Raw genomic sequence first — 21,572 nt, 5'->3', positions numbered from 1 at the left:
TGCCGCGGGGTGGCCACCCCGCGGCACGCTCTCCAGCTCCGACAGCCTACACCACAATCCTGAGAGACAATCCTGAACTCGTTTCAGGATCCACGGTGCGCCGCACTCAGGCGCCGCGGCGTCTGCGGAGCGGTGGCTCCTGAAACGAGTTCAAGGTGACGGCAGTGGAGGGTGGAATCGCGCTTTCGCTCCTCCATTATCGGTTCGGGCACTCCTACGATCCCAAGGCGTTAGGGCGCGATACCCGTCGGGAGATGCCGCATGCCCAACGTCGCCGAACTGCTCGTCGACACGCTCGCCCAGGTCGGCGTGCGCCACGTCTTCGGGATCGTCGGCGACGCGCTCAACCCCTTCACCCACGCGATCGAGCAGGACGGTCGGCTGGATTGGATCGGCGTCCGCCACGAGGAGGGCGCCGCGCTCGCGGCGGCCGGGCAGGCCAAGCTGACCGGCCAGCTCGCGGTCTGCTGCGGCACCACCGGGCCGGGCGGCAATCACCTCGTCGCCGGGCTGTACGAGGCGCGCAAGGACCATGCTCCGGTGCTCGCGATCACTGGCGGCGTACCCGGCGCGCACCGCGGCACCGACTATCTCCAGGAGGACTCGCCCGACCTGCTGTTCCGCGACGTCGCGGCCTATACCCAGACAGTCGCGGCGGCGGAGCAGGCGCCGGCGGTGTTCCACCAGGCGATCGCCGAGGCATATGGCGCGCGCGGCGTCGCGCACCTCAACATTCCGCCCGACGTGTTCGCGGCGAGCGCGCCCGGCGCGGTGCCGAGCCTCGCCACGCTGCGCCCGCTGCCTGAAGTAGCGCCCGCCGAGCCCGACATCGCTGCCGCGGCCGCGCTGATCGCGGCGGCGAAGAGCGTCGCGATCTTCTGCGGCGCTGGTTGCCGGGGCGCCGCCGAGGAGCTGCGTCAGCTCGCCCAGCGGCTGCACGCGCCGCTGCTCCACACCTACCGCGGCAAGGAGATCATGGCTTATGACGAGCCCTATTGGATCGGCGGCGTCGGGCTGATCGGCGGCACCGCGGGCACGGACGCGGTGCAGCAGGCCGATCTGCTGGTGATGCTCGGCACCGATTACCCTTATGTCGACTTCCTGCCCAAGCACGGCAACGTCATCCAGGTCGACGAGCGCGCACTCGCAATCGGGCGGCGCGCGCCGGTCAAGCTAGGCGTGGTCGGCTCGGTGCGGCCGACGATCCGCGCGCTGCTCGAGCGGCTGCCGCAGCGCACCGACACCGCCTTCCTCGACCGCGCGCAGGAGCGCCGCGCCGACTGGGACCGGATGCTCGACGAGCGCGCCGACCCCGCGCGCGCGGGCGACACGATCCACCCGCAGGCGGTGGCGCGCGCGGTGAGCGACCGCGCCGCGACCGACGCGATCCTCGTCACCGATACCGGGGAGGTGACGCTCTGGGCGGCCAACTGGCTCCGCCAAACCGGGCGGCAGCGGATCACGGGCTCGTTCAACAATGCCGCGGTGGGCACCGGCATGGGGATCGCCAACGGCGCGCAGCTGCTCGACCGCCAGCGGCAGGTGATCCTCCACGTCGGTGACGGCGGGCTGACGATGCTGCTGGGCGAGTTCATGACCGCGGTGGAGCACGAACTGGCGGTGAAGGTGGTGGTGTACGACAACTCCGGCTGGGGGCTCGTCCACCTCGAGATGGAGGGGGCAGGGCTGCCCGCGGCCAAGGGCACCGGCTTCCCCAACCTCGACTTCGCCGCCTTCGCGCGCGCGTGCGGCGCGCAGGGCTTCACCGTGCGCGACGCCACCGCGCTGAACGCGACCGTGGCGGAGTTCCTCGCGGTGCCGGGGCCGGCGATCCTGCACGCTCTGGTCGACCCGGCCGAGGTGCCGGCGATGCCGCACGTCGACGCCAAGCAGGCGCTGCGCTTCGGCATTGCCAAGGTGCGGGAGCTGATCGGGCGGTGAGGGAGCGGCGGGGTAGGTATGCGAGGGACGAGCTAGCCTTCCCACTCACGGCCGTCATCCCGGCCTTGAGCCGGACTCCATCCGTCCATGGACGCAACGCCGGCGGCGCTCGCGGCACCGTGGATCTCTGGTCGAGCCCGGGATGACGGGCGGGGCGAGCCAGTTTCGGAACAACCAACCCTTTGAGTTCGGACCCTTGGATCCCGGCTCGGCGCCGGGCTGACGAAGGCCGCTGGCCGCGTCTGACGCCGCTCGCTATCACCCCGCGGATGATCACCTTCGTTCTCGCCCGCGCCGATAACGGCGTCATCGGTGTCGACGGGCGGTTGCCGTGGCACCTGCCCGCCGATCTTAAGCGGTTTAAGGCGCTCACCATGGGGCAGGCGATGGTGATGGGGCGCAAGACCTTCGAGAGCTTCCCCGCGCCGCTGCCCGGCCGCCGCCATGTCGTGCTCACCCGCGACCCGGCGTGGCACGCCGCCGGCGCCGAGGTGGCGCACACCCCCGACGCCGCCTTCGCGCTCGCCCGCATTGGCGAGCCGGACGCGCGCGTCGCGGTGATCGGCGGCGCCGAGATTTTCGCGCTCCTGCTCGACCGCGCCGATCGGATCGAGCTCACCGAGGTCCATGTCGCCCCCGCCGGCGACGCGATCGTCCCGGCCTTCACCGGCTGGCGCGAGTTGGCGCGTGAGTCGCACCCGGCGGAGGGCGACCGTCCCGCGCATGACTTCGTCACGCTGGCACGGTGACGCTGGCACCGGGGCGGCCGAGCCGCTAAGGCGCCGCGCATGGAGCGGCTTGACGGCGGCTCGGCGGTGCCGGCCGGGCTGGCCGGCGGGATCGTCGCGCTGGGCAATTTCGACGGTTTTCACCTCGGTCACCAGGCGGTCGTCGGCCGCGCGGTCGAGCGCGCGCGCGCGGAAGGGCGCCCCGCGCTGGTCGCCACCTTCGACCCGCACCCGGTGCGCTACTTCCGCCCCGACACCCCGCCGTTCCGGCTCACCACGCTCGACCAGCGCGCGCGCCTCTTCGCCGCCGCGGGGGCCGACGCGATGGTGGTGTTCCACTTCGACGAGGCGCTCGCCGGGCTCCACGCCGACGCCTTCGTCGCCGAGCGGCTGGTCGGCGCGCTGCGCGTCGGCGGCGTCGTCACCGGCGAGGACTTCACCTTCGGCCACCGCAAGAGCGGCGACATCGCCACGCTGCGAGCCGCCGGCGCGGCGCACGGTTTCTCGGTCGACACGGTCGGCGCGGTGATGCTCGACGGCGAGCCGGTCTCGTCCACGCGCGTCCGCGCCGCGCTCGGCGCAGGCGACCCGCGCGGCGCGGCGCGGCTGCTCACCCGCCCGTTCGCGATCGAGGGGGTGGTGCAGCACGGCGACAAGCTCGGCCGCACGATCGGCTATCCCACCGCCAACCTCGACATGGGGAAGTATCTGCGCCCCGCCTACGGCATCTACGCGGTGCGCGGGCGGCTGGCAGGCGGGCGCGTGCTCGACGGTGCCGCCAATCTCGGCATCCGCCCCAGCTTCGACCCGCCCAAGGAGCTGCTCGAGCCCTTCTTCTTCGACTTCTCGGGCGATCTCTACGGCCAGCCGCTCGAGGTCGAGCTGATCGACTATATTCGCCCCGAGGCGAAATTCGACACGCTCGACGCGCTGGTGGCGCAGATGGACTCGGACTGCGCCACCGCGCGGGCGTTGCTGGCGCGCTGACGCGGCGCTAAGGCCATGCCCCACATGGCCGACGCACCCGACACGCCGCGCGACTGGCGCAACACCGTCTTCCTGCCGAAGACCGACTTTCCGATGAAGGCGGGGCTCGCGCAGAAGGAGCCCGCGATCCTCGACCGCTGGAAGCGGATCGGGCTGTACGAGCGCCTGCGCGAGCAGCGCCAGGGGCGCGAGCGCTGGATCCTCCACGACGGCCCGCCCTACGCCAACGGCGACATCCACATGGGCCACGCGATGAACAAGGTGCTGAAGGACGTGATCGTCCGCAGCCGCTCGCTGATGGGCTATGACGCGCCCTACGTGCCCGGCTGGGACTGCCACGGCCTGCCGATCGAGTGGAAGGTCGAGGAGGCGTATCGCGCCAAGAAGCTCGACAAGGACCAGGTGCCGGTCGCGCAGTTCCGCGCCGAGTGCCGCGCCTATGCCGACAATTGGGTGCAGATCCAGAAGGAGCAGTTCCAGCGGCTCGGCGTGATGGGCGACTGGGACAACCCCTATCTCACCATGCGCTACGAGGCCGAGGCGGTGATCGCGGGCGAGCTGCTCAAGTTCGCCGAGAGCGGCCAGCTGTATCGCGGCGCCAAGCCGGTGATGTGGAGCCCGGTGGAGAAGACCGCGCTGGCCGAGGCCGAGGTCGAGTATGAGGATGTGGTCTCGACCCAGATCGACGTCGGCTTCGAGGTGATCGACTGCCCCGAATATCCGGGGCTGGCCGGCACGCTGGCGGTGATCTGGACGACGACGCCCTGGACGATCCCGGTGAATCAGGCGCTCGCCTACGGTTCGGCGATCGACTATCTCCAGTTCGAGCACGAGGGCCGGCGCTATCTCGTCGCCGAGCCGCTGATGCCCGCCTTCACCAAGCGCACCGGCATCCCGATGGGCACGATCGTCGCGCTGATCAAAGGCCCGGTGCTGGAGGGCGCGACCGCGCGCCACCCGATGCATCACCTCGGCGGCTTCTTCGCGACGCCGCGGCCGTTCCTCGAGGGCGACTTCGTCACCACCGACGCGGGCACCGGGCTGGTGCATATGGCGCCCGACCACGGCGAGGACGACTTCCTGTTGTGCAAGGCCAACGGCATCGAGCCGGTGTTCGCGGTCGACGCCGCCGGCTTCTACCGCGCCGACTGGGCCTGGCTCGGCGGGCAGGGCAGCGTGATCAACAAGAAGTTCGTCGCCAGCGAGGGGCCGATCTGCGCCGACCTGCGCGCGGCGGGCGCGCTGCTCGGCGCGAGCGACGACTTCCAGCACAGCTACCCGCACTCGTGGCGCTCCAAGGCAAAGGTGATCTTCCGCGCGACTCCGCAATGGTTCATCCCGATGGACGTGGCGAGCGGCGCGGCGGCGGGTGACTCTGCCACGGCCGGAGCGGGTGCGGCGGACGAGGCCGAGCGTGGCAACGCTCCCACCCTCCGCCAGCTCGCGCTCGACGCGATCGCACGGACCCAGTGGGTGCCGCCGCGCGCGGAGAATCGCATCCGCTCGATGGTGGAGGGGCGCCCCGATTGGGTGATCAGCCGCCAGCGCGCCTGGGGCGTGCCGATCGCGCTCTACGTGAACCGCGCCACCGGCCAGTATCTCAACGATCCCGCCGTCAACGCGCGGATCGTCGCAGCCTTCCGCGACGGCGGCGCCGACGCCTGGTTCACCGCCGACCACCAGAGCCTTCTCGGCAAGGCGCACGACCTCGCCGACTATGAGCCGGTCAACGACATTCTCGACGTGTGGTTCGACTCGGGCTCGACCCACGCCTTCGTCGTCGAGGCCCGCTACGGGGAAGGCACGCGCGCCAACCTGTACATCGAGGGCTCGGACCAGCATCGCGGCTGGTTCCAGTCGTCGCTGCTGGAGAGCTGCGGCACGCGCGGCCGCGCGCCCTATGACGCGGTGCTCACCCACGGCTTCGCGCTCGACGGCCAGGGCCGCAAGATGTCGAAGAGCCTCGGCAACGTCGTCGACCCGCTGAAGGTGATCGGCGAATCGGGCGCGGACATCCTGCGGCTGTGGGCGGTCTCGACCGACTATTTCGACGACATCCGCATCGGCAAGGAGGTGCTCGCCACCGCCTCGGACTCGTACCGCAAGCTCCGCAACACCTTCCGCTACCTGCTCGGCGCGCTCGACAGCTTCGCCGAGGAGGAGCGCGTGCCCGTCGCCGAGATGCCCGAGCTAGAGCGCTACGTGCTCCACCTGCTCCACGCGCTCGACATGGAGCTGAAGGAGGCGGCGCGCGGCTTCGAGTTCAACCGCTACGTCCGCCTGCTCGCCGACTTCGCCAACGAGGACCTGTCGGCCTTCTTCTTCGACGTGCGCAAGGACTCGCTCTATTGCGACGCCGCCGGCGACGTGAAGCGCCGCGCCTATCGCACCGTGCTCGACGTGCTGTTCCACGCCCTGGTGCGGTACGCCGCGCCGGTGCTGGTCTTCACCGCCGAGGAGGTGTGGCAGGCGCGCTTCCCCGACGAGGCGAGCTCTGTCCACTTCCTCGAGTGGCCGATCCTGCCCGATCCCGCCGCCGAGGACCTCTCGGCGCGCTGGCAGGCGGTGCGCGCGCTGCGTGTCCGCGTCACCGAGGCCATCGAGCCGCTGCGCCGCGAGAAGACGGTGCGCTCCAGCCTGGAGGCGGAGGTGACCGTGCCCGACCTGCCGCTCGACGCGGCGCAGCTCGCCGAGGCCTTCATCGTGGCGAAGGTGACGCCGGCGCAGAGCGTCGACGTGACCCGGACCGACTATCACAAATGCGGCCGCTGCTGGCGCCACCTCCCCGAGGTGACGGTCGACGACGCGCTGTGCGACCGCTGCGCAAGCGTGGTGGGGGAGGGCGCGTGAGCCGGTCGCTGCCGCGCCTCGGGCTCGCGATCGCGCTCGTCGTCTTCGTCGTCGACCAGCTGGTGAAATGGGTCGTCACCGGCCCGCTCGCGATCGACTTCCTCGGCGCCTATCGCGAGATCCTGCCCATCTTCGACCTGCGCTTTACCAAGAACGAGGGCGTGTCGCTCGGCATGCTGCGCGCCGAGACCGACACGATGCGCTGGCTGCTCGTCGCCTTCACCGGCGCGATCGCGGTGGCGGTGGCAGTGTGGCTGTTCCGCGAGGAGAAGACCGGCGAGCAGACCGCGCTGGGCCTGGTGCTGGGCGGCGCGCTCGGCAACATCCTGGATCGCGTGCGGCTGGGCTATGTGGTCGACTTCGCCGACCTCCATTTCGGCGAGTGGCGGCCCTTCCTGGTCTTCAACGTCGCCGACGCCGCGATTACGATCGGCGTGCTGATTCTGCTGGTGCGCGCGCTCCTGATCCGCGAGAAGCGCCCCGATCCTTCGGAGAATGTCCATGCGTAAGTCTGTCGTCGCGGTGTCCGGTATGGCGATGCTCGCCCTGCTCGCCGGCTGCGGCAAGCGCGGCTACGACCGCGCCCGCCCCGACGAGTTCGCGGTGGCGCGCCAGGCGCCGCTGATCATCCCGCCCGATTTCGCGCTGGTCCCGCCGCAGCCGGGCGCCGCGCGCACCCAGGGCAACAACCCGCAGGCGCAGGCGCTCGACGCACTGTTCGGCGGCCCGGCGCAGCGCAGCGCGGCCGAGGCCGGCGTGGTGGATCAGGCGGGCGGCACCAGCGCGGCACCCGCGGGCATCCGCTCGGAGGCGGGCGACCCCAAGACCAACGTCGTCGACAAGGGCCAGACCACGCGCGACATCATCGCCGCGCCCCAAGGCGACGGCCAGGACGCGCGCGCGAGCGCGGGTGCTGCCACGAGCGCGCCGGCCGCCGCACCGGCGACGCCGGTGCCTGCCACGCAGACACCGCAGCAGTAAGGGAAGGGCGTCGCGCCCTGAGACACTAGGTCGTTTAGGCAGAGACTGAGCCGACTAGCCGCTGCCTCACGCGGTTTCCATCACCCCGGACTTGTTCCGGGGTCTACCCGCCCGCAAGCGCCGCGGCCGACGAACGTGCTGCACGGTGGATCGCGGACCAAGTTCGGGATGACGGCAGTGGTTGGAAGGCTCCGCTTTACCGCTTTTACGGTCTGATCCAGCCCAGCTGAACCGTGTTCCTGCGTCCGCCAGAGCACCCGCTGGTTCACGCCAGAAGGATGATGGGCTAGCCCATCACCCCGCGCCATGCCGCGAGCCCTCGCTCCAGGTCGGCGATCAGGTCGTCCGGATCCTCCAGCCCGATCTGCAGCCGCACCAGCGGCCCCTCGAACCCGCACACGGTGGCGCTACGATGCCGCTGCGGGTCGATCGGCACGGCGAGGCTCTCGAACCCGCCCCAGCTATAGCCGATGCCGAAATGCTCGAGCGAGTCGATCAGCGCCGAACGGGCTGCGTCGCTCCCGCCCGCCAGCACGAACGAGAACAGCCCCGACGCGCCCGCGAAGTCGCGCTGCCACAGCTCGTGACCGGGGCACGACGGCAACGCCGGGTGGAGCACGCGCGCCACCTCGGGCCGTGCCTCCAGCCACCGCGCCACCGTCAGCGCGCCGCGCTCGTGCTGCGCCAGCCGTACCGCCATCGTGCGCAGCCCGCGGCTGCCGAGGAAGGCATCGTCAGCGCTGATCACCTGGCCGAGCTGGAAGCTGGTGTCGCGCAGCGCCGCGAACCGTCCCGGCGCCGCGGTGACCGAGCCCATCATCACGTCGGAATGGCCGCCTATATATTTGGTGCAGGCGAGCACCGAGTAATCGACTCCCAAGCCGATCACGGGGAAGAGCAGCGGCGTCGCCCAGGTGTTGTCGATCACCGTCGCCACCCCGCGCGCCTTGGCGGCGGCGACGATCGCGGGCACGTCCTGCACCTCGAAGGTCAGGCTGCCGGGGCTCTCCATGAAGATCACGCGGGTGCGCTCACCGATCAGCCCGGCGATGCCCGCACCGATCAGCGGATCATAGTAGCGCGTGGTGATCCCCATGCGCGCGAGCAGCTTGTCGGCGAGCGAGCGGGTCGGGTCATAGGCGCTGTCGACCAGCAGCAGCTCGTCGCCGGGCGACAGCAGGGCCAGCAGGCAGGCCGCGATCGCCGCCACGCCCGAGGGGTAGAGGAAGGTCGCCTCGGCGCCGGGTTCGAGCTCGGTGAGCGCGTCGGCGAGGCTCCACTGCGTCGGTGTGCCGCGGCGGCCGTAGAAGAGGCGGTGGTGCGTGTCGCGTGCGCCGGTCGCGCGCAGGTGCGCGACGTCGTCGTAGAGGATCGTCGAGGCACGCCACACCGGCGTGTTGACGACCCCGCCTGTCCATTCGTCGCGGCGCCCGGCCTGGACGACGCGGGTGGCGGGCTTCACCGGCCGGTCGCTCATGCCGCCCCCGTTGCCTTGGGGGTGCTCGGGTCCGCGCCCCACTCGGTCCAGCTGCCGTCGTAGACCGCGGCGTCTCGCCCGAGCAGGTGCGCGCCGAAGGCGAGCACGCTCGCGGTGATGCCCGAGCCGCAGGTCATCACCATCGGCCGGTCGAGGTCGACGCCAGCGTCGCGGAAGGCGGCGGCGAGCGCCTCGCCGCGCTTCCACCGGCCGTCTTCGTCGAACAGCCGCTTGTAGGGCAGGTTGCGCGCGCCGGGGATGTGGCCGGGAGCGACGCCGGTGCGCGGGTCGGGCTCCGCGCCGGTGAAGCGCGCGGCCGAGCGCGCGTCGACGATCTGCGCGCTCGCGTCGCGCTGGATCGCGCGCATCGCTTCGAGATCGCGCAGCCGCGTCGTGCCAGCGCCGGCGTCGACCGCGCGCGGCGGCACCGCGCTTTCGCCCTGCTCCAGCGGGAGACCCGCCTGCTTCCACGCCGCCAGCCCGCCGTCGAGCAGCGCGACCCGATTGAAACCGAAGGCGCGCAGCATCACCCAGGCGCGCGCCGCGGTATGATGGGGCGCGTCGTCGTAGAGCACGATTCGGGTGGCGCGATCGATCCCGAGCCGGGCGGCGCGCTCGGCGAACTGCGCCGCGCCCGGCATGGTCGAGGGCAGGTCGCTCGCCGCGTCGGAGAAGCCGGCGAGGTCCATGTAGAGCGCGCCCGGCACATGGCCCGCGCGATACTCGGCGGCGTGGTCGCGCGGCGGCTCGCCGGGCAGCAGCGCGTCGTAGCTGGCGTCGAGCACGCGCAGGTCGGGTGCGCCGAGCTGGTCGGCGAGCCAGGTGGCGGAGACGAGTGGGTCCATACACCTCTCATAGCCGGGGCGCGCAGTGCGGCAACAGGTCGCATTCCGCGCCGCGCGCGCCTATGTGCGCGCGCATGAACCCGATGCATCTTGGCCAGAACAGCCCGCTCCCCGCTTCGCCGCAGGAAGCGGTGCTCGACTATGTCCCTAACCCGCGTCCCGGCCAGACTTATCTGGTGCGCTTCACCCAGCCCGAGTTCACCTCGCTCTGCCCGGTGACGGGACAGCCCGACTTCGCGCACCTCGTGCTCGACTATGTGCCGGGCGAGACGATCGTCGAGTCCAAGTCGCTCAAGCTGTTCCTCGGCTCGTTCCGCAACCATGCCGCCTTCCACGAAGATTGCACCGTCGGCATCGGGCAGCGGCTGTACGAGGAGATGCGCCCGCGCTGGCTGCGCATCGGCGGCTATTGGTACCCGCGCGGCGGCATGCCGATCGACGTCTTCTGGCAGTCGTCCGCGCCGCCGGCCGATCTGTGGCTGCCCGATCAGGGCGTTGCCGCCTATCGTGGGCGCGGTTGATCCTGATCAGCCGAGTCGGGTATCCCGCAGTGCAGCAAATCTGCAACCAATCGCGTCATGGCTGGTTCAGAGGAGAGGCACGGCGTCACGTGGTGTCCGTGCCGCACCAGCGAAGGTATGAGGATGAACCAGTCGGCCGTTCCGCAGGACGTCAATCACATCGCGCTGATCGGTAATTTCCTGCCGCGACAGTGCGGCATCGCGACGTTCACGACTGACACCTACCAGGCACTGCGTGCACGTTTCCCCGATACCCAGGTCGACGTCTATGCGATGGACGATCATCCGGGGCGCTACGCCTATCCCGAGGCAGTCACCGGCGCGATCCCGCAGCACGACCTCTCCGCCTACGTCGCCACCGCGCGCCGGATCGAGGAGAGCGGGGCGCAGGTGCTGTGGCTTCAGCACGAATATGGCATCTTCGGTGGCGAGGCCGGCGGCCATATCTTCGCGCTGCTCGACCGGCTGACCATCCCGCTCATCGTGACGCTCCACACCGTGCTGGAGAAGCCGAGCGCGTCCGAGCGCACGGTACTGGAGGGGTTGCTGCGGCGCGCTTCCAAGGTGATCGTGATGGCCGAACGCGGCCGCGAGATCCTCGAGCGCGTCTACGGCGCCAGCCCCAAGTCGATCGCGGTGATCCCGCACGGCGTGCCCGACCGGCCGTTCGCCGAGCCGGACGCGTTCAAGGCGCGCTTCGGCTGGGACGGCAAGCGCGTGATCCTCACCTTCGGCCTGCTCGCGCCGGGCAAGGGGATCGAGACGATCGTCGAGGCGATGCCCGCGGTGGTCGAGAAGAACCCCGACGCGATGTACATCGTGCTGGGCGCGACCCACCCCAATCTGGTCGCGCACGAGGGCGAGAAATATCGGGACTCGCTCAAGGCGCGCGCGGCCGAGCTCGGCGTAGGCGACAATGTCGCCTTCATCGACGCGTTCGTCGACCACGACGAACTGATCGACCATCTTCAGGCGGCGGACATCTATGCCACGCCGTATCTCAACCCGGCTCAGATCACGAGCGGCACGCTCAGCTACGCCGTCGGCGTCGGCAAGGCGGTGATCTCGACACCCTATGTCCACGCCACCGAGATCCTGGCGGACGGGCACGGGGTGCTGGTCGACTTCCGCGACTCCGCCGCCTTCGCGCGCGAGATCAACAATCTTCTGGGCAGCGCCCGCAACCTCGGACGTCTGTCCTCGCGTGCCTATGCGCGTGGCCGAACGATGATCTGGCCTCGTGTAGTGGAGCAAGCAATGGAAGAGATCGCGACGAGTATCGCGACCCAGCCGCGGCGCCTCCGCGGCGGCGGCGACACCGACACAAAGGTGTTGCCTCCCGAGATCGCCGCCGTCGAGCGGATGAGTGACTCGACCGGCATGTTGCAGCATTCGATTTACTCGGTGCCCGACCGCCGCCACGGCTATTGCATCGACGACAACGCGCGCGCGCTGATGCTGATGAGCGCCGTTCCCGAGCTCGACGCGGCGACGCGCGACAAGTGGATGACGATCTACGCCTCGTTCGTGCAATATGCCTGGAACCCCGAGGCTCGGCGCTTCCGCAACTTCATGAACTTCGACCGCACCTGGTGCGAGGACGTCGGTTCGGAGGATTCCAACGGCCGCACGCTGTGGGCATTGGGCGTCACCGCGCGTGACGCGCACGAGGCCAAGCACCGTGACTGGGCGCGCGCGATGTTCGACTCGACCGCGACGCTCGCGCTCGAGCTGGAGAGCCCGCGCGCGCAGGCGTTCGCGATGCTCGGCGCCGCGGCGATGCTGGAGGCGTCGCCGCGCCACGAACTGGCCACCCAGATCCTGCGTCGCTTCCCCGACGAGCATCTCAAGCTGCTCGACGCGGCGCGCCGGCCCGAGTGGGGCTGGTTCGAGATCGTGCTCGCCTATGACAATGCGCGTCTGCCCGAGGCGATGCTGCGCGCCGGCATCGCGCTCCAGCGGCCCGACCTGGTCGCCTGCGGGATCGACACGCTCGAGTGGATCGTCGCCAAGCAGACCGCGCCCGAAGGGCATTTCCGCGCCGTCGGTTCGGAGAGCTTCGGCCGTGTCTATGCCGAGCCGCTGCCGTTCGACCAGCAGCCGCTCGAGGCCCAGGCGACGATCGACGCCTGCGCCGCGGCGTTCGACGCCACCGGGGACACGCGCTGGTACGATGAGGCCAAGCGCGCCTACGACTGGTATCTCGGCGTCAACGATCTCGACCTGCCGCTGGCGACTCAGCGCGACGGCGGCTGTTTCGACGGATTGATGCCGACCGGGCTCAACCGCAACCAGGGCGCCGAGTCGATCCTGGCGCTGCAATTGGCCTCGTGCGCGATTTCGGGGCTTTCAATCCGCGCCGGAAAAGTGGCAGGGACGCAGCGCGACGTCGCCTGAGCTGCGTCGCGCGCGTACCGTCGTTCACTAAGACGAGGCTGGTCCTTGGAGCTGTTCAACCACCGGCTGCGTCTGCATGCCGATCCGTCGCGCGTCGTGGTGCGGCCCTTCCACATCGGCTGGATCGCCAACGCCAATGGCGTCAGCCGATCGGAGCGGCTGATCGCCGAGGTGCTCGACATGCCACCGCAAGAGGCGCGCGATCAGCTCGACCTCGTGCTCAAGGACTTCGAGGCGCGTCACTGGCAGACCCGCCGCGTGTTCATGACCCGCTACGATGAGATCGCGGCGGCACACGGGCTCGACGGCAGCCGCATCAGCGACGAGAAGCGCCAGCTGATCGGCGCCTATTTCTGCCACGAATACAGCTATGCCGCCGCGGCGCTGATGAACCCCAGCGCGGTGCCGCATCCCGACCAGAGCGGGATGGAGGACGGTGCGCAGCGCATCCTGATGAGCCTGCGCGCGGTAGGTGAGGGGCATATCTCCTCGGTCGCCTTCCGCGAGGGCATCATCACCTCGGACAACGAGCTCAAGCTCGCCCCTGAGCCGCCCTTCGCCACCGCGACGGACGCAACCGGCACCGACGAGGAAGCGCCGCCGACGGGGCCGGTGACGGTCTATCGCCATCGCGACAGCACGCTGTCGGGCACGGTGATCTTCCCGATCACCGACGCCCAGTCCAAGGGGCTGGAGGACCTGCGCCTCGTCCATTTCGAGCACGACGACGGCAGCGTCGAGTGGCTCGGCACGTACACCGCCTACAATGGCGCGACGATCCAGTCCGAGCTGCTGCGCACGCGCGACTTCCGCGCCTTCGACCTCGTGCCGATGACGGGCAGCGCGGCGCGCAACAAGGGGATCGCGCTGTTCCCGCGCAAGGTGGGCGGACAGTATCTCTCGATCGGGCGGCAGGACGGCGAGAACCTGTACCTGCTCAAGACCGACAACCTCACCCACTGGGACGAGGGCGAGCTGATCCTCAAGCCGGTCTTCCCCTGGGAGTTCGTCCAGATCGGCAATTGCGGGCCGCCGATCGAGATCGAGGAGGGCTGGCTGCTGCTGACCCACGGCGTCGGCGCGATGCGCAAATATTCGATCGGCGCGGCCTTGCTCGACAAGGACAATCCCGCGCGCGTGATCGGCCGCACCCGCTCGCCGATCCTCGCTGCCGCGGACCAGGACCGCGAGGGCTATGTGCCCAACGTGGTCTACACCTGCGGCGCGATGAAGCACGGCGACAAATTGTTCATGCCTTATGGCATCGCCGACAGCTCGGTTGGCTTCGCCTTCGTCTCGATCAGCGAGCTGCTCGACAAGATGTGAGGATCCAGGGGCGGGGGCGGCGGAGCACGCTTCCCGCTTCCCCTCTCGTCATCCCGCTTGTTCCGGGACCCACGCCACCGCGAAAGCATCCCGCGACGGGAGAGACGCGGGATGACGAAGGGGGAAGGCGCAGGTCTCGCTCAATGCCGGGATGACAGTGTGACCCTCACCCCACCGCCAACCGCCGCGTCCGCCGGTATAGCCCCCAGGTCACCGCCGCGAACAGCAGCGTCCCCGCGACCAGCGCGGCCTGCTCGTGCCCGCTTACCAGCGCGAGCGGCGCGTCGGTGCCGCTCTCGTAGACGATCCCCGCGAATACCACGTTCCACAGGCTTTCACCCACGATCATCCCGGTCGCGGTGAGTACGCCGAGTCGCTTGGACGCTTCGCCATCGCCGGTGCGCTCCGCCCATTTGTCGTAGAAGTGACCAAGCAGCGCGCCGATCACCACGGTGAGCGTCGCCGACATCGGCAGGTAGATGCCCAGCCCGACGCCGAGCGGCGGCAGCCGCAGCCGGCCCGCGCGCCCGAGCGCCTCGTCGAGCAGCACGAACACGCCGCCCGCCGCCGCGCCCCAGCCGATCATCGTCCAGTTGAGATCGCCGCCCAGCACCCCCTGCGCCAGCGCGGAGATCAGCGCCGCCTGCGGCGCCGCCAGCGCGTTCGGCCCCGCGCCCGGCATGCCCGCGAAGCCGAACGAGGTGTAGAGCAGCTGCATCACCGGTGGCACCACCAGCGAGCCGAAGCAGACACCGATCACCAGCGCCACCTGCTGCTTCCACGGCGTCGCGCCGACCAGCTGTCCGGTCTTGAGGTCCTGCAGGTTGTCGTTGGAGATGGTGGCGATGCCGAAGACGATGCCGGTGACGATCAGCGCATAGGCGACCAGCGCCGCGACCTCGTCCGGCGCGCCGCCGCGACCGAACCAGCCCGCCAGCATCGCCGCCGCGGCGAGCACCGAGAGGATGCCGATGCCGGAGACGGGCGAGTTGGACGCACCGATCAGCCCCGCCATATAGCCGCACACCGCCGCGATCACGAGCCCGACCACCAGCACGAACAGCAGGCTGCCGACGATCAGCAGCCACTCGCTGCCTGCCAGCGGTCCGCCGCCGATCACCGAGTGGAGCAGGAGCGCGATCGGCAGCAAGGTCGCCAGCGTCCCCGCCGCGACGACCCAGAAGGGCAGGTCCTGCTCCTCCACCGCCATGTCCGTGCCGCGCGCGGCACCGAGCGAGGCGCGCAGCCCCGCGGCGACGGGCGCGGCGATCCGGATCAAGGTCCAGATCGCGGCGACGCCGATCACGCCCGCGCCGAAGAAGCGCACGTCGGTGCGGAACACGCCATTGGCCCAAGCGGCGACGTCGCCCGCCTGCGGCGCCATGGCGGTGAGGATCGGCAACACCAGCCACCAGCCGACCGCGACACCGAGCAGGATGGCCATGCCGGCGGAGAGGCCGATCAGATGCCCCGCGCCGAGCAGCGCGAAGGAGAGCCCGCCGGTGACTCCGGTCGCGCCCGCGCCGACGCGGAAGAAGGTCGCCGCCTCGGCCGCGATCAGCCGCGTCTGGGTGAGGATGGCGAAGGCGGCGGAGGCGAGCGTGCTGCCGAGGATCGCGGTGAGCCCGCGCGCGCTCTCGCTGCTGCCGCTGCGGCTCTCCTCGCCGACCTTGAGCACCTCCGCGGCGGCGCGCCCCTCGGGATAGGGTAGCGGCGTGTCGACGACGAGCGCGCGGCGCAGCGGCACCGAGAACATTACGCCGAGGATGCCGCCGGTGGCGGTGATCGCTGCGGTGGTGAGGAAGGGGAAGCCCTGCCAATAGCCGATCATCACCAGCCCGGGCAGCACGAAGATGATCGCCGCCAGCGTCCCCGCGGCCGAGGCGACGGTCTGGACGATGTTGTTCTCGAGGATCGAGGCGCCGCGAAAGGCGCGCAGCACCGCCATCGAGATCACCGCGGCGGGGATCGAGGTGGCGAACGTCAGCCCGATCTTGAGCCCGAGGTACACGTTGGCGGCGGTGAACAGCAGCGTGATGACGCCGCCGAGCAGGATGCCGCGGAGGGTGAGTTCGGTGGTGGGGGCGCCGGCACGACCGAGATCAGCGGGAGATTGGTTCATCCCGCGACCGTGGCACAGCGGGGCGGGTGATGACAGAGGCCGTGCGCTCGCTCGCCGACACTGCCAAGATCGGGATCATTGGCGGGCGAGGTCCCGCCCGGGAGGGAGCGACCCTGCGTCGCTCCCTCCGCTCGCATGCCGGTCCGACCGGCTGCATCCTATCCATCCTGCCCGCGCATTTTATTTTGTCGAAGAAGTGCGGCGACTCGGACCCTAGCCGTGACGCGGTCCAAAAAAAAGGCCGGGCAGAGCCCGGCCGAAAAGTTTTTAGGAGAGGATGCCTGAAAGGCACGGCTTTTGTGCATCGCACCACGCCATGACGCAAGTGCAATATTTCCAATCCGAATTGCATTAACTGCAATCGACGGCGGTAATCCACCTGTCTCGACAGCCCCGCGGTGACCGCCTAGCAGGCGGCGACAAACAGGAGGCACGACGGATGGCGCAGGCGCTTCGGGTGGCATTGGCGGGGCTCGGGACGGTCGGCGGCGGGGTGATCCGCGTGCTCGATGAGAACCGCGAGCTGATCACGCGGCGCGCCGGCCGGCCGATCGAAGTGATCGCGGTCTCCGCGCGCGACCGCAGCAAGGACCGCGGTGTCGATCTCTCGCGCTTCGCCTGGGTCGACGACACGGCCGCGCTCGCCGAGGCGGACGCCGACGTTGTCGTCGAGCTGATCGGCGGCGCCGATGGTCCGGCGCTGACGCTCGCGCGCCGCGCGCTGTCGGCAGGCCGCCACGTCGTCACCGCCAACAAGGCGATGCTCGCGCATCACGGGCTCGAGCTGGCCGGGGCCGCCGAGGCGAGCGGTGCCGCGCTCAAGTTCGAGGCCGCGGTCGCCGGCGGCATCCCCGTGATCAAGGGACTGCGCGAGGGCGCCGCCGCCAATGCGATCGCGCGCGTCTATGGCATCCTCAACGGCACGTGCAATTTCATCCTCTCCAAGATGGAGGCAGAGGGCCGCGACTTCGCCGACGTCCTCGCCGAGGCGCAGGCGCTCGGCTATGCCGAGGCCGACCCGTCGTTCGACATCGACGGCGTCGACGCCGCCCACAAGCTCTCCATTCTCGCCAGCCTCGCCTTCGGCACCGCGCCCGCTTTCGCACAGGTCGCCGCGAGCGGAATCCGCCACCTGCTCGCCGCCGACATCGCCGAGGCCGCGGCGCTGGGTTATCGCGTCCGGCTCGTCGGTGTCGCCGAGGCCGATAGCGCAGGGTTGTTCCAGCGCGTCCACGCGCACCTGGTGCGCTTCGATCACCCGCTCGCGCATGTCACCGGCGCCACCAACGCGGTGGTTGCGGAGGGCAATTTCGTCGGTCGGCTGCTGTTCCAGGGCGCCGGCGCGGGCGAGGGGCCGACCGCGAGCGCGGTCGTCGCCGACCTGATCGACATCGCGCGCGGTGAGTTCGGGCCGCCGTTCGCCATGCCCGTCGCGGCGCTGACCGAGGCGGCCGCCGCGCCCAGCGGCGAGCGCCGCGGCCGCGCCTATCTCCGCTTCGCGGTGGCCGACCGCGTCGGCGTGCTCGCCGAGATCGCCGCGGCGATGCGCGACGCGGGCGTGTCGATCGAGAGCCTGATCCAGCGCGGCGCGCTCGCCGACGGCAGCGTGCTGGTCGCGATCGTCACGCACGAGGGGCCGGAGCGCTGCGTCGCCGCGGCGCTGGAGCGGTTGCGCGGCTCGCAGAGCCTGCACGGCGAGCCGATGTGGATGCACCTGCTCGACTGATCGCGGCGGGGGCAATCGACGCTACCCACCCTCGTCATCCCGGGCTTTACCCGGGATCCATGGTGCCGTGCACGCCGTAGGGGCCGGTCACCGATACGCGCGTCCATCGTCCCTCACGGCCGCACGCGACCGGTCATGACGGGTTCGTCGAGGTCGATCACGACCGCATCGCGCTTCGGCTTCTTGGCCCGCAACGCGCCGGCGACGTCGCGCACCAGCAGGCCGGGGTTGGTCGCCTCGCCCGCTTCCTCGCAGCAGCTGCCGGGCGCGACCAGCTTCTGCACGCCGCGCACCAGCGCGGTGCCGAGCCCGAACAGGTTGACGCCGGTGGTGCAGCCCCTTTGAAACGCGCCGCACGGCGTCGCCTCTGCCCGCAGCGCGCCGAGACCGGAGCGGTCGGGATTGACCGCGGCGGGGCCAACCGGTGCTGCCTCGGCAGGGAGCGGCAGTAATGGATCGGGCGGCGCCTCGGCGCACACCACCACCTCGCCCTCGACGCGGCCGCGCGTGCAGCGCTGATCGGCGACCGGCACCAGGATCGAGATGCGCTCCGGTGGTGCCGCGGCGGGCGTGGCGGCCTGAAGCGCGAGAAGCAGCGGTAGCATCGCCGTCCAGCCTGGGCGCGACCTCCGCCGCGGTCAAGCTGCCGCGATCAGCGGTACGTCGCGCAACGACCGGTGGTAGAGGAGATGCCGGGGAGCACGCGCCCCTCGGGCATCTGACCGGCCGCGGCGACCTTGCGCAGGCCCGCGCCGCACGCCGCGCCACCAGGCACGGCATCGCGGCTCCGACTGCCGCTCCTTCCATAGGCCGACACGCTCGCCTGGGCCTGCGCCGCCGCGCGCACGATGGCGGCGTCGCTCGCGCGCTGCTGCGGCGAGCCGCAGGCGGTGCCGAGCAGCGGCGCGGCGATCAGGCTGGCGTAGCGCGCGCCGGCACGCGCGCGGCGCGACGCGATCACGGGTTCAGCGCGATGTCGTCGCGATCGTCGAGCTCGTCGTCGTCGACGCTGCCGTCGTCGAACTCGTCCTGCACCTCGTCCTCGTCGACGTCGGCCTCGTCCTGGTCGGTCTCGCCGTCCTGCTCGGCGACCTCGCCGTCGACCATCTCGAGCTCGTCCTCGTTCTCGCTCTCGTCGTCCTCGCCGGTGTCGGGGTCGAGGTCGGTGATGATCGTGCCGTCGCTCGGCCCGTCGCGCGTCGCCTCGAGGATCTCGGCGCGCTGGCTCTCGTCGTAGCCGTCCTCGTCATAGCCGTCGTCACCGGGACCCTGACCGTGGATATGCTGCCCGCCCATGCCGATCTCCTCATCTACGATGCCGGGACGAACGGCAGGCGAGGGCGCGCGGTTCCGTCAGCGCGCCGCGAACAATCGCCCGCGCTCGGTCACCAGCACGATCGCCAGCGCCGCGACGCCCGCGAACAGGAAGCCGGCGTTGAGCGGCACCGTCGTGCCGTCGAAATGCTGACCGATCATGGCGCCGATCGCCGCACCCACTGTCACGCTGGTGAAGCCCTGCACGCTCGAGGCGGTGCCGGCGATATGCCCCATCTTCTCCATCGCCATCGCCGAGAAGTTCGAGCTGGAGAGGCCGAAACAGCCCATCGCCACCGCCTGCAACACCGCGAAGCCGACCAGCGTCTCGTGCCCGCTCAGCGCCAGCAGCAGGTGCAGCCCGGCGACGAGGATCAACGTCACCACCGCGGCGTGGCCGAGCCGGCGCGTGCCGACGCGCATCACGAGCCGGGCGTTGGCGAGATTGGCGACCGCCATCGTCCCCGCGGTGGTGGCGAAGATCAGCAGCAGCAGCCGCGGCCGCCCGAACACGTCCGCCATCACCTGCTGGATCGAATTGATATAGCCGTACAGCGCGCCCATCAGCGCGGTGGCGGCGAGCGTGTAGCCGAGCGACCAGCGGTCGCTGAGCGTGAGCTTCCAGCCCGAAGCCAGCCGCGCCAGCGAGAAGGGGTGGCGGTCCTCGGCGTGGAGCGTCTCGGGCATGCGGAGCGCGAACCAGGCGAGCACCAGCAGGGTCGCGCCGCCGACCGCCCAGAAGATGTCGCGCCAGCCGCCGAACAGCAGCACGATCGTGCCGAAGCCGGGCGCGAGCACGGGGACGATCATGAAGACAATGAAGGTCATCGACATCACCCGCGCCATCGCGCGCCCCTCGAAACAGTCGCGCACGATCGCCACCGTCGTCACACGCGCCGCCGCGATCGCCAGTCCGGCGATGATCCGCGCGGCGAGCAGCAGCGCGAAGCTGCCCGCCATCGCGCAGAGCGCGTTCGCCACGGCATAGACCGCCAGCGCGGCGAGCAGCGAGCGCCGCCGCCCGAACCGGTCCGCGAGCGGGCCGTGGAGCAGCTGCCCCGCGCCGAAGGCGATGAGGAAGGCGCCGATGACATATTGCCGCTCGTTCGCCCCCGGTGCGCCCAGCGCCGCGCCGATCGTCGGCAGGGCGGGCAGCATCGAGTCGATCCCCAATGCGGTCAGCGCCATCAGCGCCGCGATCAATGCGACGAACTCGGGCAGCGGAATCGGCGGCGCGGCGACGGGAGCCGCGGGGGGCGGGGCGGGGGGCGTCGACATGCCGCGCGCCTTAGGTGGCGGGTGCCGCGCTGTCACCTCGCCGCGCGCGGGTAGCAACCCGGATCGGGAAGGTTTATTGCCCGGCGATCAACCGATTGGACCGACGTCATGCTCGATACCCCCGCCGCCGCGGTGCCCACGCTCAGCCTCGCCGAACAGGACCGCGACCCCGACGGCTTCGCCGCCGCGCTGGGCGGCTCCTTCGAGCGCTTCGGCTTCGCCATCGTCGCCGATCATGGCGTGCCGCAGGAGCTGATCGAGCGCGCCTGGGCCGAGACCGCGGCGCTGTTCGCGCTGCCCGAAGACGAGAAGCGCGGCTATCACGTCCCCGGCGCCGGCGGCGCGCGCGGCTACACGCCGTTCAAGACCGAGATCGCCAAGGACGCCCGCCACGTCGACCTCAAGGAATTCTGGCACGTCGGGCGCGAGCTGCCGGCGGGGCACCGTTATGCCGCGGACATGCCCGCCAACGTCTGGCCGGCGCGGCCGGAGGGGTTCAAGGACACGTTCCTCGCGCTGTTCGAGGCATTCGATTGCGCCGGCGACCGGCTGCTGTCGGCGATCGCGCGTCACCTCGAGCTCGCGCCGGACTGGTTCGACCCGGCGGTGCGCGACGGCAACTCGGTGCTGCGCCTGCTCCATTACCCGCCGATCCCGGCCGACGCCGAGGGCGTGCGCGCGGGTGCGCACGAGGACATCAACCTGATCACGCTGCTGCTCGGCGCCGAGGAGGCGGGACTGGAGCTGTTCGAGCGCGACAGCGGGCGCTGGCTCGCGATCAAGCCGCCGGCCGGGGCGATGGTGGTCAATGTCGGCGACATGCTGCAACGGCTGACCAATCACGTGCTGCCCTCGACCACGCACCGCGTCGTCAACCCGCCGCCCGAGCGCCGCGGCCACTCGCGCTACTCGATGCCCTTCTTCCTGCACCCCGCGCCCGACTTCCTGATCGAGACGCTGCCGCAGACGATCAGCGCGGCGAACCCGGACCGCTACCCGACGCCGATCACCGCCAACGGCTACCTCCACGAGCGGCTGGTCGAGATCGGGCTGATCAAGAAATAGCGTGGGGCAATCCT

At 70.6% G+C, this 21,572-nt stretch carries 18 protein-coding genes; 11 read left to right on the top strand and 7 right to left on the bottom strand.

Annotated features, from left to right (window positions below; translation table 11 throughout):
* Positions 1 to 261: 261 nt before the first annotated feature.
* The 6 genes from FHY03_RS19620 (at position 262) to FHY03_RS19595 (ending at position 7,487) form a co-directional block, all read left to right on the top strand.
* Positions 262 to 1,941 carry a thiamine pyrophosphate-binding protein gene (locus FHY03_RS19620; RefSeq protein WP_183932148.1) on the top strand — a complete coding sequence of 560 codons (1,680 nt, stop codon included), beginning with the start codon at positions 262 to 264 and terminating at the stop codon, positions 1,939 to 1,941.
* A gap of 269 nt (positions 1,942 to 2,210) precedes the next feature.
* On the top strand, positions 2,211 to 2,690 hold the full coding sequence (locus tag FHY03_RS19615; RefSeq protein ID WP_183921046.1) for a dihydrofolate reductase: 480 nt from the start codon (positions 2,211 to 2,213) through the stop codon (positions 2,688 to 2,690).
* Positions 2,691 to 2,729: 39 nt separating this feature from the next.
* Positions 2,730 to 3,656: a bifunctional riboflavin kinase/FAD synthetase gene (locus FHY03_RS19610; protein ID WP_183921045.1), complete on the top strand. Its 927-nt coding sequence runs from the start codon at positions 2,730 to 2,732 to the stop codon at positions 3,654 to 3,656.
* A gap of 24 nt (positions 3,657 to 3,680) precedes the next feature.
* A complete protein-coding gene (gene ileS, locus FHY03_RS19605) occupies positions 3,681 to 6,506 on the top strand; it encodes an isoleucine--tRNA ligase (RefSeq protein WP_183932147.1) in 2,826 nt (941 codons plus the stop codon).
* On the top strand, positions 6,503 to 7,015 hold the full coding sequence (gene lspA, locus FHY03_RS19600; protein ID WP_311722432.1) for a signal peptidase II: 513 nt from the start codon (positions 6,503 to 6,505) through the stop codon (positions 7,013 to 7,015). The genes ileS and lspA overlap by 4 nt, the downstream gene beginning before the upstream one ends.
* Positions 7,008 to 7,487: a DUF3035 domain-containing protein gene (locus tag FHY03_RS19595; RefSeq protein WP_183932145.1), complete on the top strand. Its 480-nt coding sequence runs from the start codon at positions 7,008 to 7,010 to the stop codon at positions 7,485 to 7,487. Before lspA ends, FHY03_RS19595 begins: the two co-directional genes overlap by 8 nt.
* Before the next feature lie 286 nt (positions 7,488 to 7,773).
* Here the strand turns inward: FHY03_RS19595 and metC are convergent, their stop codons facing one another.
* Positions 7,774 to 8,964 carry a cystathionine beta-lyase gene (gene metC / locus FHY03_RS19590; RefSeq protein WP_183932144.1) on the bottom strand — a complete coding sequence of 397 codons (1,191 nt, stop codon included), beginning with the start codon at positions 8,962 to 8,964 and terminating at the stop codon, positions 7,774 to 7,776.
* Positions 8,961 to 9,809 carry a 3-mercaptopyruvate sulfurtransferase gene (sseA, locus tag FHY03_RS19585; RefSeq protein ID WP_183932143.1) on the bottom strand — a complete coding sequence of 283 codons (849 nt, stop codon included), beginning with the start codon at positions 9,807 to 9,809 and terminating at the stop codon, positions 8,961 to 8,963. The genes metC and sseA overlap by 4 nt, the downstream gene beginning before the upstream one ends.
* A gap of 74 nt (positions 9,810 to 9,883) precedes the next feature.
* Here sseA and queF point away from each other — a divergent pair, with 74 nt between their 5' ends.
* The 3 genes from queF to FHY03_RS19570 all read left to right on the top strand — a co-directional run bounded on the left by queF (position 9,884) and on the right by FHY03_RS19570 (position 14,053).
* Positions 9,884 to 10,330, top strand: coding sequence for a preQ(1) synthase (queF, locus tag FHY03_RS19580; RefSeq protein ID WP_183921039.1), 447 nt, complete (start codon positions 9,884 to 9,886; stop codon positions 10,328 to 10,330).
* A gap of 123 nt (positions 10,331 to 10,453) precedes the next feature.
* Positions 10,454 to 12,727 carry a glycosyltransferase family 4 protein gene (locus FHY03_RS19575; RefSeq protein ID WP_183932142.1) on the top strand — a complete coding sequence of 758 codons (2,274 nt, stop codon included), beginning with the start codon at positions 10,454 to 10,456 and terminating at the stop codon, positions 12,725 to 12,727.
* 45 nt (positions 12,728 to 12,772) lie between these two features.
* Positions 12,773 to 14,053, top strand: coding sequence for a glycoside hydrolase family 130 protein (locus tag FHY03_RS19570; protein WP_183921037.1), 1,281 nt, complete (start codon positions 12,773 to 12,775; stop codon positions 14,051 to 14,053).
* A 166-nt stretch (positions 14,054 to 14,219) separates the two neighbouring features.
* Here the strand turns inward: FHY03_RS19570 and FHY03_RS19565 are convergent, their stop codons facing one another.
* Positions 14,220 to 16,175, bottom strand: a complete 1,956-nt coding sequence (locus tag FHY03_RS19565) for an OPT family oligopeptide transporter (protein ID WP_183932141.1) — start codon at positions 16,173 to 16,175, stop codon at positions 14,220 to 14,222.
* A 439-nt stretch (positions 16,176 to 16,614) separates the two neighbouring features.
* Here FHY03_RS19565 and FHY03_RS19560 point away from each other — a divergent pair, with 439 nt between their 5' ends.
* Positions 16,615 to 17,901, top strand: a complete 1,287-nt coding sequence (locus FHY03_RS19560; RefSeq protein ID WP_183932140.1) for a homoserine dehydrogenase — start codon at positions 16,615 to 16,617, stop codon at positions 17,899 to 17,901.
* Between the two features lie 113 nt (positions 17,902 to 18,014).
* Here the strand turns inward: FHY03_RS19560 and FHY03_RS19555 are convergent, their stop codons facing one another.
* The 4 genes from FHY03_RS19555 to FHY03_RS19540 are packed head-to-tail and all read right to left on the bottom strand — an operon-like array spanning position 18,015 to position 20,493.
* Positions 18,015 to 18,506 (bottom strand): hypothetical protein, encoded by a 492-nt coding sequence (locus FHY03_RS19555; protein ID WP_183932139.1) that lies wholly within the window; start codon positions 18,504 to 18,506, stop codon positions 18,015 to 18,017.
* A gap of 47 nt (positions 18,507 to 18,553) precedes the next feature.
* The gene (locus tag FHY03_RS19550) at positions 18,554 to 18,862 is read right to left on the bottom strand and encodes a hypothetical protein (RefSeq protein WP_183921033.1); all 309 of its coding nucleotides are present in this window, start codon (positions 18,860 to 18,862) and stop codon (positions 18,554 to 18,556) included.
* Positions 18,859 to 19,197: a DNA primase gene (locus tag FHY03_RS19545; protein WP_183921032.1), complete on the bottom strand. Its 339-nt coding sequence runs from the start codon at positions 19,195 to 19,197 to the stop codon at positions 18,859 to 18,861. Before FHY03_RS19545 ends, FHY03_RS19550 begins: the two co-directional genes overlap by 4 nt.
* A gap of 57 nt (positions 19,198 to 19,254) precedes the next feature.
* A complete protein-coding gene (locus FHY03_RS19540; RefSeq protein ID WP_183932138.1) occupies positions 19,255 to 20,493 on the bottom strand; it encodes a multidrug effflux MFS transporter in 1,239 nt (412 codons plus the stop codon).
* A 108-nt stretch (positions 20,494 to 20,601) separates the two neighbouring features.
* Here FHY03_RS19540 and FHY03_RS19535 point away from each other — a divergent pair, with 108 nt between their 5' ends.
* Entirely contained in the window at positions 20,602 to 21,558 is a 957-nt protein-coding gene (locus FHY03_RS19535; RefSeq protein WP_183932137.1) for an isopenicillin N synthase family oxygenase, read from the top strand.
* The last annotated feature ends 14 nt before the right edge of the window (positions 21,559 to 21,572 follow it).

It is taken from the genome of Sphingomonas sp. BK345, assembly GCF_014193845.1.
Taxonomy (GTDB): Bacteria; Pseudomonadota; Alphaproteobacteria; order Sphingomonadales; family Sphingomonadaceae; genus Sphingomonas.
The sequence above is the reverse complement of the archived record's forward strand: the minus strand, read 5'-3'. Positions and strand labels throughout refer to the sequence as shown.